Source organism: Rhizobium aureum (genome assembly GCF_030182495.1).
In the GTDB taxonomy this organism is placed as follows: Bacteria; Pseudomonadota; Alphaproteobacteria; order Rhizobiales; family Rhizobiaceae; genus Rhizobium; species Rhizobium tropici_C.
Map to the genome: position 1 here is coordinate 79,102 of NZ_JAQJCI010000016.1, position 14,911 is coordinate 94,012.

A 14,911-nucleotide genomic window follows, 5' to 3' on the forward strand; every position below is an offset into this window, starting at 1 on the left:
GGATACTCATCAACGGATATGCTGGGCCACGGGAATTCCGGTCGTTCCGATTGTGGAACGCGGATATCCGCCGGTGAAACCGGCCATCTCGCAGTGCGTTCAGACTTCGGCACCTTGAAGCTCAAATAACCTGGAAAACCTGGCGACTATAATCCGAAGGGAATGTGATGACGTCGCAATAGAGGTTACCTCGGTGAAAGTTGCCGATAGTCGCTGCCTTTGCATGGCTGCTAAGGGCCTCCGAGTGTCCCGTTGTTGGATGGATCGCCCCTAACGCATGAACAAGCCACCGCTGCAGACAACTGTCTCGCCGGTGACAAATTGCGCACCTCGGCCCTCAACGAGCCAAAAGATAAGATCGGCGATCTCGGACGGAGACGCGACCCGTCCAAGCGGAACCTGCCCGGCGGCTTCCTCCAAACGGCCACCAAGTGCTCTTACCCCCTCAGTGTCAACCGGACCGGGCGCAACCGCGTTCACGCGAATCCGCCTGGGTGCCAGATCAGCCGCCATGCTCCGCGTTAGGCTGACGATCGCTGCCTTGGTTGCGGCGTAAAGCAGCTGATCAGGGCGCGGGACAAAGGCGTTGATGGATGAAAGATTAACAATAAGACCGCCATCGGTCATACTGCGGCTCACCAATTGGCTTAAGAGCAGCGTCCCTAGGACGTTCACGTCGAATACCTGCCGGTACTGCTCAATTTGAAAGTCACTTAAAGATGTAGGGGGAAAGACCCCTGCCGCGTTGATCACCGCTGCGGCGGGGGATGGGAGGCGATCCAACTCCGCTTGAAGCGCGATTGGGTCTGTGACGTCCGCAACAAGCGGTATCGCTCTTTCGTTCTGCGCGAACACGGTCCGAACTGTTTCGTCTTGATCAAGCGCTCCGACCTGCCAACCTTGTGCAACGAAGATTTCGACGCACGCACGGCCTATTCCTCTTGCTGCGCCCGAAACGATTGCGAGAGGTCTTTCGTCGTTCATTTTGTCCTTCCGAATCAACCGCACCGGCGCTCGTTGAGCGACGCACTTCGAGGCCCCATTCCTTCATTCATGAACCGATGTCTGTGAAACAAATCGTGCGGCAATGTGTTCCGGTGGTATGCGAATTTTTGGAAACCTGGAGACTTCGGGATTGCGTGATGTCGGACAAAAATTTCCACATGCGCTGGGATTCCGCCGCACTAGCCTCATTGCGGGCACGCATTCAAAGCTTCGAATGGCCGCGCGAGATTGCCGATAGCGGCTGGCGCTATGGCTTATAATATCTACGCATCGTAGGTGTCGCGTGATCTCTCCGTGGCAAGCTTACGCACTGGCACGAAGTTCCGCTGGAAAACTGCAGGGTAGGCTAAGGGACGCCAGAATTCCCGCCTAGAGGGCGGCTCTCAGTCTGACGCGCTCCTCAGCTGACAGGCGACTTGCCACAGCAATCAAGAGATTAGCCAAAACATGATCGTCTGCCGATCGATTGTTTTGGCTTTGGTAGAAATCGCTGGTTACGCTGATCCGACAAGCTGTACTCGGCGATTTGCCGTAGCCGGCAAGAAATGTAGTGAGCGCTTCCGTTAACTCTTGATTAAGATGATCGGCATGGGGCACGGAGGTGAACCAGGATTGTAGCTGCTTCTCCGCTCGACGCCCATCGCGTCTATCGTCGTATTTCTTCGCGGTCATATCCTTATAGGCACAGAACTTCATCGGCGCGAAGAGCCACTTGCCATCTTCGGTTTGGAGAGCATACCAAGCGCGAGCATATGCCAGGCGACGCCGGAGGTCAGCGCTGCTGTCTAGCTCTGCCTTGAACCGCTCAATATTTTGAAGCACATGAGAAAGTGTCGGTGCGATCACGGACATTTAAGCTCCCCTTCTGGTAGTTCATTCCTGTGTGAATTTGTTGGATCAAATACGCCGTTAGATCGTGTGTCAATATTTCAGGAATTAGATGATTTTGTTTTGCCTCTAAGGAGCTTTGCAGGAAAGCTCGGCCACGACGGCCGATTGCTTCAAGACGGCAACTCCGACTGCCGCCAAGTTTGCCAGCCCAGACAATTAATCCTGCGTTCAGGGTGGTGCGGCTAGTTAAGCGGCAATCATTGCCCCAGTTGCCGTCAACGGGGTGTTGCAACGAAGATCTCAGGCTCCGGGTTCTCGTTTCTGGAACTCTGCGTTCGAGAAACGACGAGACAAAAGCGAAAGACACATGTCATCTAAAGATACTGTCAACGATTCTGCTCCAACTCCTCAGATGGCTCATTCGGATCGCGAATTCGGAATTCGCGCCGCTCTTTTGTCCAACGATCAGCTGAGAGCGATGGCAGCAAAGTTTGCAGAAACTCGCACGCTTGATCTCCTTAAATTCAATGGCTTCGATTTCTATCTCCGGCATAAGGAGAACGAAAACGAAATCCTGCGGGTCTATCGCGCTGCAGCTGCGGATGTCGATGCTGGCGAAAGCATCACGCCGGCTGCCGAATGGCTACTCGACAACCACTACATCGTCGAAGAGGCAATCCAGGAAGTTCGCCGCGATTTTCCGAAGAAGTTCTATCGCGAACTGCGCAAGATCAATCTCGACGGCACGGAGGTGCCGCGCACCCTCGCGCTCGCCTGGCTCTACATGGCGCATGCGCACAGCAATATCAGCAATGCCGGCATGACCGCGGTGACCGAAGGGTTCCAGGACCGCGAAACCTTGCGGATCGGCGAACTCTGGGCGCTTCCTTCGCTGGTGCGCTACGTGTTGATCGACAATCTTCGCCGGGTGGCATCGCAGATCGATAAGAGCCGCGAAATGCGCGCGGCTGCCAACACGGCGGCCACCGAGGTAATTTCGCTCGGTGACGCCGGCGCAGCGCAACATCTGGAAACGCTGGCCGCCAATCTCGACGACACGACCTTCGTCACGCAGCTGCATTATCGTCTTCGCAATGCGCTGGAACCAACCGAAGCTGCGCTGAACTGGCTGGAGGCAAAGCTTTCCGCCAAGGGAACGGATGCAGAAGCCGTCATGTCGGCCGAGCAGATCCGTCTCGGCGCGGCCAATGCGCTGATGGGCAGCATTATCAAGAGCCTGCGCGAGATCAACGACACCGACTGGTCGGAGTGGGTCGAAGAGGTCAGCACCATCGACAAGCTCCTCTGGCAGCAGACGGATTATGCAGAGCTCGATGCCGGATCTCGCAACAGCTACCGCCGCCAGATCGAAAAGCTTGCAAAGCGCTCCGACAAGACAGAAATGGATATCGCCGAGGCCGCCGTGCGGCTGACCGACCGTGCAAAAAATGAAAGCAGGGACGGATCTGCGAGCAATATCGGCTACTATTTCGTCGGCAACGGGCGCCCGGCACTCGAGGCGGAGATCGGCTTCCGGCCGACGCTCAGCCTGCGGTTCATGCGGATGGTCCGCAAGCTGAACTGGCTCTCGATCGCCATCCCGGTGCTCCTGTTGACATTGCTGGCGCTCGTCTTGGTCGAATGGGCATTCGTCGACGCGGGAATGCCGCTGTTTGCGACGATCGTTCTGCTGCTGATGTTCGCGCTCCCGGCATCCGAGGGCGCGACCGGCCTCTTCAATTTCTTTGCCACATTCTTCATCACGCCGGATCGTCTCGTCGGCTATGAATTCAAGAAGGGCTTGCCGGCCGACGCCCGCACCCTCGTCACTATTCCTTCCCTGATCGGCAGGCGCGAGCACGTGGATGAGCTCGTCCGCAATCTTGAGGTACATTACCTTGCCAATGCCCGCGGTGAGATCTACTACGCACTCCTGACCGACTGGCCGGATGCTGAGGAAGAAGAGACCACCCGCGATCTCGACGTTCTCGATTATGCACGCAGCAAGATCGCCGAATTGGAATCACGTTATTCGGAAGAGGGCAAGCAGCGCTTCTATCTCCTGCATCGCCGCCGACAGTATAACGCGGCCGAAGGCGTCTGGATGGGTTGGGAGCGCAAGCGCGGCAAGCTGCACGAGCTCAATATGCTGTTGCGCGGCAGCCAAGACACGAGTTTTATTGCGGGCTTCGATCTCGTGCCGGCCGACGTCAAATACGTCATGACGCTGGACAGCGATACGCGCGTTGTTCGCGATACCGTCGTCAAACTCGTCGGCAAGATGCATCATCCGATCAACCGCCCGGTTTTCGACCACAAGAAGCAGCGCGTCGTCGATGGCTATGGCGTGCTGCAGCCGCGCGTGACGCCGTCGCTGACGACGGGCAAGGACGCATCGACCTTCCAGCGCGTCTTCTCGGTCAATCGCGGTCTCGACCCTTACGTCTTTGCGGTTTCCGACGTCTATCAGGACATCACCGGCGAGGGTACCTTTACCGGCAAGGGCCTTTATCATGTCGACGCCTTCGAGGCCTCGCTGAAGGGGCGGATCAGCGAGAACTCGATATTGAGCCACGACCTGCTCGAAGGCTCGATGGCGCGATGCGGTCTGGTGACGGACTGCGAACTGGTTGAGGATTTCCCCATCCGCTACGAAGTGGAGGTCTCGCGTCAGCATCGCTGGGCACGCGGCGACTGGCAGCTTATTCCGTACATTTTCGACGAGCGCCGTGGCATTACCGCGCTCGGCTGCTGGAAGATGCTCGACAATTTGCGTCGCTCGCTGACGCCGATCGCCTGGTTCTTCGCTTCCGTGCTCGGTTGGTACTGGATGGATCCTTTCGGCGCGCTTATCTGGCAGATCCTGCTGATCTTCAGCCTGTTCGTTGCCCCGACATTGTCGCTGATCAATGGCATCATCCCGCGAACCAGCGACATCATCCTGCGGGCGCATCTCCATACCGTCTGGAAAGATATTGAGAATGCCAATGCCCAGGTGGCGCTGCGCATCATCTTCATCGCCGACATCGCCTGCGTCATGGCTGATGCGATCGGCCGCTCGCTCTACCGCATGTTCGTCAGCCGCAGGCTGATGTTGCAATGGCGCACCGCCGCAAGTGCGCAGGCCATGGCTCAGAAGACGATCCTCGGCCATTACAAGGTCATGTGGCGTGCCCCCCTCCTGGCCATTCTGGCACTGGTCTTCGCCGCCTCTTCCGGCGACATCGCGTGGCTGGTCGGGCTTCCTTTCGTGTTTCTCTGGGTGCTGTCGCCAGCCATCGCCTGGCTGGTCAGCCAGACGGCGGAAACCGAGGATCGGCTTGTTGTGCCCGACCACGTCCGCAACGAATTGCGCAAGATCGCGAGACGTACCTGGCGCTATTTCGACCACTTCGTCGTTCCCGATCAGCACTTCCTGCCGCCCGACAACGTTCAGCAGACGCCGCATGCCGTCGTCGCCATGCGTACGTCGCCGACCAATATCGGAGTCTATCTGCTGTCGGTCATCTCGGCGCGTCGTTTCGGCTGGATTTCGTTCGAGGACGCAGTCAAGCGCATTGAGCAGACGATCGAGACAGTCGAAAAGCTGGAAAAATATAAAGGTCACCTCTTCAACTGGTATCATACCGACACGTTGAAGCCGCTGGGCCGCAAATATGTATCCTCGGTCGATAGCGGAAATTTTGCCGGCCATCTGATTGCCGTTTCATCCGCATGCCGCATCTGGGCTCAGTCTCCCCTTGCCCATATCCACACCGATCTCGATGGCATCGGCGATGTCGCGGCAATTCTGCGCGAGGTGCTTTCGGAGCTTGATGACGATACGCGGTCGAACCGATCCCTCCATGACCGGCTCGACGGCCGTATCGCCGAGCTCGAAGCGGCGGTCGCGACCGGTAAACGCGAGAAGGAATTCTCCTCAGGCCTTATCGAACGATTTGCCGGGCAGGCTCGGGAAATCCGCGAACTTGCCGGAAGCCTTGACAGGGAAGTCAAGACCACGCGGAGCGAGGAAGTCGTCCATTGGGCGGAGAAGCTGGTCGAAACCTGCGAACTTCATCAGGTCGACAAGGCTTTCGATCCCACACAGGCACCTGATATCAGCGAAAGGCTGATCCGGATCGGCAATCGCGCCCGTGAAATCGCCTTCGATATGGATTTCAGCTTCCTCTATCGACCGGAACGCCGGCTGCTGTCGATCGGCTTCCGTGTCGAGACGGAAGAAGTAGATGCCGCCTGCTACGATCTGCTCGCTTCGGAAGCGCGTCTGACGAGCCTCTTCTCGGTCGCCAAGGGTGATCTGCCGACCGAGCACTGGTACAAGCTCGGCCGCCATGTCGTGCCTGTCGGCACGCGCGGTGCGCTGGTCTCCTGGTCCGGCTCGATGTTCGAATATCTGATGCCGCCTCTCGTCATGCAGGAGCGTAGCGGCGGGATTCTCAACCAGACCAACAATCTGATCGTTCTCGAGCAGATGAACTATGCTCGCAAGCTTGGCACGCCATGGGGTATCTCGGAAGCGGCCTTCAACGCCCGCGATCATCAGATGAACTATCAGTACAGCAACTTCGGGGTGCCGACGCTCGGTCTGAAACGCGGTCTCGGACAGAACGCCGTCATCGCACCTTACGCCTCGTTGCTGGCCAGCCAGTACAATCCGGTCGCAGCCCTCGAAAACCTCGAGCGGTTGCGGGCCGTCGGTGCACTCGGCATGTATGGTTTCCATGACGCCGTCGATTTTACGGCAAGCCGCGTGCCCGAAGGGAAGCAATGCGCGGTGGTCTATAATTACTATGCGCACCACCACGGCATGTCGATTGCCGCGGTTGCCAACGTGGCTTTCGACGGCCTGCTGCGCGAGCTGTTCCATGCGGATCCGATAATCGAGGCAGCCGAATTGCTGCTGCAGGAAAAGGCGCCGCGTGACATCCCCGTCATGGCCTCGAAGCACGAAACCGATGCGCCCGCGACCATCCAGGGCGACCTGATGCGTCCGGAAGTGCGGCGCCTGGAAGATCCGGCGTCACGGGAGCGCGAGTTGCTGCTGTTGTCGAACGGCCGTTACTCGACCATGCTGACGGCGACCGGCTCCGGCTACAGCCGCTGGAAAAATCTCTCCGTCAACCGCTGGCGTGCCGATCCGACCGAGGATCGATGGGGCTCGTTCATCTTCATGCGCGATACGGCATCGAACGAGTGGTGGTCTGCAACGGCGGAGCCGCGCTCGATAGCCAACGAGCATGTTCGGGTGAGCTTCAGCGACGACAAGGCGGAGTTCATCAAAACTGTCGGTGAGCTGACAAGTGGAATGGAAGTCTTCGTCGCAAGCAATTACGATGCGGAAGGCCGCCGCCTGACGATCAGCAATACTGGCACGGAAGATCGGGTCATCGAAGTGACCTCGTACATGGAGCCTGTCGCCACTCTCGATGCCGTCGATACGGGTCACCCCGTCTTTGCCCGCATGTTCCTGAAAACCGAGGTTGCCGCGAAAGGTGATGCGATCTTCGTCGAGCGCCAAAAGCGCGGCGTGACGGATCCCGAAGTCGCCATCGCCCATCTGATCGTCGATACGTCCGGCGAAGATTTGCCGACTTACCATGAGACGGACCGCATGCGCTTTCTTGGACGGGGTCGTACTCTGACGGAAGCTGCGGCCTTCGATGCCGGTGCGGAACTTTCCAATAGCAGTGGCTTCACGATGGATACCTGCCTGTCGCTGCGTCGGACGCTTCACGTGCCGGCCGGGGAAAAGGTCAGCGTAACCTTCTGGACCATTGCCGCGGCCGAACGCGCCGAACTCGAAGCAGCCGTCGAGCACTATCGCCGGCCGGAAAGCTTTGCCCAGGGTCTCGTTCAGGCCTGGACGAGAACGCAGAGCCAGTTGCGCCAGATCGGCGTCAATTCGAAGGAGGCTGCCGCCTATCAGCGCTTTGCCCGCTACATCATCTATCCCGACATGGCACTGCGCGCCGACAATAAGACAGTTCGCGAAGGCCTGAAATCGCAGTCCGTCCTTTGGGGAGCGACTCTCTCCGGCGATGCACCATTGATGACCTTGCGCATTACCGACGAGCTCGGCACGGATCTCGTCAAGGAATTGCTGCGTGCGCAGGGCCTCTTGCAATCGCGCGGGGTCGAGGTCGATCTCGTCATCTTCAACGAACGCTCCGGTGAGGCAGCCGCCGAAATGCAGCGCACCATCGACCAGCTCTGCGATGCGGCGCGTCACGCCAGCGAGGTCGCCGGCATCCAGCGCAATATCTACGTCCTGCGCAAGGATCTGACGTCTTCTGAAGCCTATGATGCCATCATAGCCGCCTCGCGCGTCGTGTTGCGTGGTCGCGATGGCAGTCTCGTCGATCAGTTGCAGAAAGCCCGTTCCGTTTCCGGTTCGCCCGCGCTGCTTGGTCAGTGGGGCGACTCCACCCTGGTGCCGCGTATGGTTCGCAGCACAGCCGGGGGCGTGCCGGTCGATGGCAGCGATCTTGCCTTCTGGAACGGTTATGGCGGCTTTGCGGCCGATGGCAGCGAATATGTCGTGCGCCTGTCCGGCGGCGAACAGACGCCGCATCCATGGGTCAACATCATAGCCAACGAGAGCTTCGGCTTCCATGTCTCGGCGGAAGGCGCCGCCTTCACCTGGAGCCAGAATTCCCGCGATCATCAGCTGACGCCCTGGACCAACGACATGGTCACGAACCGCCCGGGTGAGGCCTTCTATTTGAAGGATCTCGATCGCGGCTCCGTCATCGTACCCTACGCGTCGCTCGCGCAGCGCGCCGATACGCGCTTCGAAGCCAGGCATGGCCTTGGCTACTCGATCTTCTCGACGATTCAGGACGAGATTTCCCTGGAGGTCACCCAGACCCTCGACATGGAAAAGCCCGTTAAGCTGACGCAACTGCGTATCCGCAATGATGCGGGTGAAGCACGCAAGCTGCGTCTTTACGGCTATGCTGAATGGATTCTCGGCAACAACCCGACGAAGAGCAAGCCCTTCGTCATATCGAGCTTCGACAGCGTGAGCGGAGCGGTCTTTGCGAAAAATCCGTTTAGTGTCAGTTTCGGGACGCGTGTTGCGGCATTTGCAGCAAGCGAAGCACCATCGAGCGTTTCCACCAGCCGCCGCGAATTCATCGGCCGGCACGGAACGATCCAGCAGCCACGCACGGTTTCGGCCGGGTCGCGGCTCTCCAACGCCGTCGATCTCGATGGTGATCCGGCAGCTGCCATGGCATTCGATCTGACGATCGAGCCGGGCGAAGTGCGCGACATCTGCTTCTATATGGGTGACGCCCCCTCGCAGAAAGAAGCGGCGGCTCTCATCGCCGACATCCGCTCCATCGGTTTTGCAGAGGTTCTCGAGAAGACGCGTGAGTTCTGGAAGAGCTTCACCGGCAAGGCGCATGTCTCGACACCGGACCAGCGGCTTGACTTCATGGTCAACAATTGGCTGCCCTATCAGACTTATAGCTGCCGCATCATGGCCCGCACCGCCTTCTATCAGTCGAGCGGTGCGTGGAACCTGCGCGACCAGTTGCAGGATTCGCTGGCCTTCCTGCTGCATTCGCCTGAGATCGCCCGCAAGCAAATCCTCAATACCGGCCGCCGTCAGTTCCCGGAAGGCGATTTCCAGCATTGGTGGCTGGAAGATAGCGGTGCCGGCGTTCGCACGAACATCTCCGACGATCCGGTCTGGCTCGCCTATGCCCTCGACCAATATTGCACCGTGACCGGCGACGCCTCGATCATGGACGAGATGCTGCCCTTCGTCGAAGGCGCGCAACTCAGCCCTGGCCAGTACGACGCCTTCCTGCAGCCGCGTGTTTCCGACGGGACCGCACCGCTCTACGAACATGCCGCTCTCGGCCTCGATCTTACGATCAAGCGCACGGGCGTGAACGGTCTGCCGTTGATGATGAGTGGTGACTGGTGCGACAAGATGGATCGCGTCGGCATCGCCGGCCGTGGCGAGAGCGTGTGGCTGGCATGGTTCCTCGCCGGCGCCTTGCGCCGCTTCATCGCCTATGCCGAAACGCGCGGCGATACGCAACGCGTCAGCCGTTGGTCGGATCATCTTGAAAAGCTCAAAGCCGCGATCGAAACGGCCGGCTGGGATGGCGAATATTATCGCCGTGGCTATTACGACAACGGCGCGCCTCTCGGCTCCAGCCAATCGGCGGAAGACAAGATCGACTCGATTGCCCAATCCTGGAGCGTGCTGTCGGGTGAAGGGAATCCGGACCGCAGCAACATGGCCATGAATGCAGTCCTCGATAAACTGGTTGATGAGGAGGGTAAGCTCATCCGCCTGCTGACGCCGCCCTTTATCAAGCCGATCAATGATCCCGGTGTGATCAAGGCCTACCCGCCAGGCGTCCGTGAAAACGGCGGCCAATACACCCATGCAGCCACCTGGACGGCTCTTGCCCTAGCCCGGATGGGCCGCGGCGAAGATGCCTGGCGCGCGGTCGAAATGCTCAATCCGATCAACCACGCACTCGACAAATCCTCTGCGGAGACCTATCGCGTCGAGCCCTATGTAATCGCCGGCGACGTTTATGGAGAAGGTGACCTCAGGGGTCGCGGCGGCTGGAGCTGGTATACCGGTTCGGCCGGGTGGTTCTATCGCGTCGCAATCGAAGGCATCCTCGGTATTCGCACCGAAAGCAGGCGGTTGCACGTCAAGCCTGTGCTGCCGGCCGGATGGAATGGCTACTCGGCTACGCTGGAACTGCCGAGCGGCAAATACGAAATTTCGGTTTCGAGAGTTGACGCGACAGGAGGATATTCGGTCACGATCAACGGGACCACAATGGATGATCTGCGGGAGGGATATTTGCTCGCGGCATCGTAATCGGTCACGATCAGCCCGGCGGCCGCGCGCTGTGCGAAATACTCTCCCATCAGCGGCGTCGGCGCGTTGTCGAGCGTGGCGCGGGTGCGCGTCATCGCCGACATCCAGATACGATTGGGCACAAGAAGGCAGCTCCCCCAGGTCAGCAAATGCGCCGTTCTCCCGCTCGCTCGTAACGTCGCCGGCTTTGACGATGAGGCGATCGCTTGCGATTACGTCCGCCAGTTTACCTAGCGCCTCCTCGTCGGTGTCGGTGGCGAGCACATTTTCGCCACTCGCGATAAACCGTTCGAGTAGGCGCCTGTGCCGTCAGCTACCCTTGTCACGACGAACGTTCGTCTGGCTCTTATCGCTTCGTCTCGGTGGCCGCGAGTTCATTGAAGTACTCGGCGAGCTGGCGCGGTTCGTGGCCGAGGATCGCTCGCAGCGTCAGAGCGTTGGCGCGCAAGCCGGTGCGGTCGTAATGCGCGAACATCGGCCTCAAGGGTGCAATGTCGTCGCCAAGCGAGTTCGGATCGATCCGCTCTGCCCGAACCGATCGGCCAAGCGCTTCGCCCATGAGGCGGGCAACATCGTGGCGGTTAAGCCAGCCGTCGGACGCGAGCTCATACGTGCCGTAGAGCAGGCGGTCTTCAGTGAGGGCGATGGCCGCGACTTCGGCGACGTCACGGTAATCGACTCTGCTGAAGCGTGTGTCACAGGACCAGGGCTCAGCCAGTACGTCGGTCACAGCCACCTTCTTCCACATCGCCTCGAAGTTCTGAAAGTAAAGCGCGGGGTGCAGGAAACTGTATTCGATCCCGTATTCGAGGATCATGTCTTCGACTGAAGCCTTGGCGGAATGGTTTGAAAGGCCGGCGATCACAGGATGGAAGACCGAGGAAAATACGATCCGCCGGACACCCGCGCGGACCGCCGCCGTCACGAAATTTCGGCCAATATCGGCCTCGCGGGGGATGAAAGCCGGTGCGATGTAGAAGACCCGCTCTATGCCTTCGAGCGCGCTCGCGACACTCTTCGGATCGGTCAAGTCCGCGACAACCGTTTCTGCTGCTCCATGTTCACGGACCGAACTCTCTCGGCTGTGGTCCCGGACGAGACCACGGATGTGCGCCCCGCGGACGGCTAGAGCGGGCACGACATGACCGGCGAATTTGCCGGACGCGCCGACAACAAGTGTCGTTATGTTCGTCATGGTTGTTTTCCTGTTTCGCTTTGGCAGGGAACGATGCGAATCGACAAAAGGATCGATCCGTTCCGTGGACTTATCGTCTACGGAATGGAACAATGGATCCCGATGATTGACCTCAATGACTTGCGCGTCTTCAACAAGGTGGCCGGTCTGCGCAGTTTCTCTGATGCAGGGAGCGCCCTCGGTATGCCCAAGTCGAGCGTCAGCCGGGCGATCAGCCGGCTCGAACGTGATTTGGCAATCCGATTGTTCCAGCGGACGACACGCGATGTGGCGCTGACGCAGGCGGGGCAAGCGCTGTACGAGCGCGCTCGGGATCTGCTCGCCGGACTTGAAGACGTTGCGGTCTTCACAACCAGTTTGGCGGACACGCCGCGTGGCAGGCTCACGATCAGCGCCGGAATCGGGTTCGGCATAAATGTTCTCGGCCGACAGTTGCCTGGCTTTCTTGATCGTTATCCGGAGATCAGCGTTTCGATCGACCTCACCAGCCGCAATGCTGAACTGGTTTCCGAACAGGTGGACGTGGCGATCCGCATGGGACCGCTTGCCGATTCAGCACTGGTCGCCACCCGCCTCGGGACACTGACGCAATATATCTGTGCGGCAAAATCCTACCTGGATCGATGCGATCACCCGAACGAACCGCAAGACTTGCTTTCCCATCAGATCATCGACTTGCCGACGGCGAGCAGTAAGCCGCGACCGTGGCGTCTGGTTAGGGGAGATGAGAGCCGGAATATCTCACCGACGGCCAGAGTTGAGGTCAACGATATGTTGACAATCTGCGCACTGGTGAGGGGTGGCGCCGGGATCGCCGCTGTGACCGCCTATTTGTGTGGTAACGACATTCTCGAGGGAACACTCGAACGAGTGTTGCCAGAGTGGTCGCTCCCGCCGCTGCCGGTCAGTTTGGTGTTTCCCAGCAAGCGGGAGGTTTCGCCCGCCGTACGCGTCTTCGTTGACTACCTGCGCGAGACGAACGTTGCCGGGAATGACTGGCTGGCAGATCCGTTGCTGGCGAACGGCAGGTAGTTTGCACTTGGCAACAGCAAATCCGCTCGCGTCCATCTGTCAATATGCATTCGACGCTCCGGCTTATTGGGTCGAGGCTTCCGGGCACCAGACAGATCCGCGGCATGAGTTTCAATCGGCGCCCAACGATTTTCACTTTGGAGCAGGAAGATATCGTGCCCGATCTCGTCACCATTGCCAAAGGTCTGGGAGGCGGTTTCCAACCGACCGGCGCAGTGATGCTGTCACGCAGGATCTATCAGGCATTCGGGCGTTTAGCACATTCTCTAGAAAAAGGAGCCGGACATTTCGGGTGCGCCTTCAAGCGCATGGGCCATGAATTCCACGGCGGCCTTCAGCTTGTCCCGTTGGATCGGTCCTCCGAGGCAGACGCGAACCGCTTCCTGCGCAGGTCCATCGACCGTGAAGGCATCGCTCGCGACGACACCTAGGCCGGAGGAACGCATGTGGCTTCCGAATGTCGAACGCGTCCAGCCATGAACGAGCGGCAGCCAGATATTGAAGCTTATCGCGTCGCCGCGATAGCTGCCAGCGGGCAGCACGTCCGCGATAAGCGCCTGCCGTGCCGCGGCTTCGGCTCTGATGAAGCGCAGGATGCTGTCGGCCGTTCCGTCCTCTATCCAGCGCGTGGCAAGCGCGGTGGCAAGCGGCGAGGCCATAACGTTATTGGCGCGCATCGCTGCGACGAACGGCCAGCCTGCCTTCGAGTCTGGCGCGACCACGTAAGCGAGCCTGAGACCTGCACCGATACATTTGGCGAGCCCGCCGATATGCCAGGTCAAATCCGGCGCCATGGCGGCGAGCGGCGGCGGGCTATGCTGCGGGATGAAGCCATAGGCATCGTCCTCGACGATCGGCACGTGATACTTGCGGGCAACGGCGCAGATCTCGGCGCGGCGTCCCTCCGGGATGGTTAGCGTCAGCGGGTTCTGCAACGTCGGATTGAGATAGAGAGCCTTCGGCTTTAGCGTCTCGCAGGCCTCGGCAAATGCGGTGGCAATAATGCCGTCCTCATCCATCGGCAGGCCGACGAGGTTGAGGCGCAGCTGCGCGGCGATCGACCGCATGCCGGGATAGGTGATGTTTTCCGAAAGCACCGTTTCGCCCGGCTTTGCCAGCATGCCGAAGATCGCCAGCAGCGCCGGATGCGCTCCGGGGGTGACGAATATCCGCTCCTGCGACGGCACCAGCCCGCGCCGGCTAAGCCAGGCAGCCGCCGCCTCCTTGTCCATGCCAGCACCACCAAAGCCTTGGTAACGAAGCAGAGAGACGAGATTTGTCGCGACTGACGACAGCCCTTCCCGCATGCGGGCCAGCAGATCCGGGTCGTCCGGCTCCGGCGGCATGTTCATGGAGAAATCGACCGCCGACGTTCGTCGGATATCAGGAACGGCATCGGAGGAGAAACCGAGCCGCTCCTTTTCCAGGCCACCGGTCACGAACGTACCGCGGCCAACATGAGTCTTCACCAGCCCGCGCTTTTGCGCTTCTACATAACCGCGTGCGACCGTCGTGAAGTCGATGTTGAGCTGCTTGGCGAGTTCCCGCTGCGGTGGCAGTCGATCCCCAACGACAAGGTTACCGCTGCGCAGGTCGAGTTCGATGACATCGGCGATCGCCATGTAGCGCGGGCCGCTGCTGCGGCTGAGGTCGGGAACCCATCGTTTCATGTGTCCGCAATCCGGTTAAACTGTTTTTATTGACCGTATATTGTTGCATCGGCCTCTTGTCACCTAAAATAATATACCGGCCGCGTTTTCTTGTGGCTCGAGGCGCTAGCAGCCGCTCGCAAACACTCACTCGCAAAATTGAATGCATATTGGAGGTATTCATTATGTGCATTGTCGCTTCCATTTTCGGCAGCCTTTTGGCGCAGCTTTCGGCAACGAGAAGTGCAGAGCAAGTAAATGACGGGAGAATTGAATGCTTTCTTCGACAATTTGAACGCATTTTAGGCAAACTTCATATTGGCATGGCCTTTGCAATTG

The 14,911-nt window shown here is 59.3% G+C and carries 7 protein-coding genes; 3 read left to right on the forward strand and 4 right to left on the reverse strand.

Annotated features, from left to right (window positions below; all coding sequences use genetic code 11):
- Positions 1 to 270: 270 nt before the first annotated feature.
- Entirely contained in the window at positions 271 to 984 is a 714-nt protein-coding gene (locus PH552_RS26590; protein ID WP_113250140.1) for an SDR family NAD(P)-dependent oxidoreductase, read from the reverse strand.
- 158 nt (positions 985 to 1,142) lie between these two features.
- Here PH552_RS26590 and PH552_RS26595 point away from each other — a divergent pair, with 158 nt between their 5' ends.
- Positions 1,143 to 1,265 (forward strand): hypothetical protein, encoded by a 123-nt coding sequence (locus tag PH552_RS26595; protein WP_281411494.1) that lies wholly within the window; start codon positions 1,143 to 1,145, stop codon positions 1,263 to 1,265.
- 109 nt (positions 1,266 to 1,374) lie between these two features.
- Here PH552_RS26595 and PH552_RS26600 read toward each other — a convergent pair whose 3' ends face one another.
- A complete protein-coding gene (locus PH552_RS26600) occupies positions 1,375 to 1,857 on the reverse strand; it encodes a hypothetical protein (RefSeq protein WP_112345434.1) in 483 nt (160 codons plus the stop codon).
- Positions 1,858 to 2,203: 346 nt separating this feature from the next.
- Here PH552_RS26600 and PH552_RS26605 point away from each other — a divergent pair, with 346 nt between their 5' ends.
- Positions 2,204 to 10,696 (forward strand): GH36-type glycosyl hydrolase domain-containing protein, encoded by an 8,493-nt coding sequence (locus PH552_RS26605; protein ID WP_162736978.1) that lies wholly within the window; start codon positions 2,204 to 2,206, stop codon positions 10,694 to 10,696.
- A gap of 346 nt (positions 10,697 to 11,042) precedes the next feature.
- On the opposite strand, the gene PH552_RS26610 is transcribed toward PH552_RS26605, so the two are convergent.
- Complete coding sequence (locus PH552_RS26610; RefSeq protein WP_210260784.1) at positions 11,043 to 11,891, reverse strand: NmrA family NAD(P)-binding protein; 849 nt, start codon at positions 11,889 to 11,891, stop codon at positions 11,043 to 11,045.
- Here PH552_RS26610 and PH552_RS26615 point away from each other — a divergent pair.
- A complete protein-coding gene (locus PH552_RS26615; RefSeq protein WP_113250141.1) occupies positions 11,838 to 12,923 on the forward strand; it encodes a LysR family transcriptional regulator in 1,086 nt (361 codons plus the stop codon). The two genes, PH552_RS26610 and PH552_RS26615, sit on opposite strands and share 54 nt — an antisense overlap.
- Before the next feature lie 266 nt (positions 12,924 to 13,189).
- On the opposite strand, the gene PH552_RS26620 is transcribed toward PH552_RS26615, so the two are convergent.
- Positions 13,190 to 14,593 (reverse strand): aminotransferase-like domain-containing protein, encoded by a 1,404-nt coding sequence (locus PH552_RS26620; protein ID WP_113250142.1) that lies wholly within the window; start codon positions 14,591 to 14,593, stop codon positions 13,190 to 13,192.
- Positions 14,594 to 14,911: the final 318 nt, after the last annotated feature.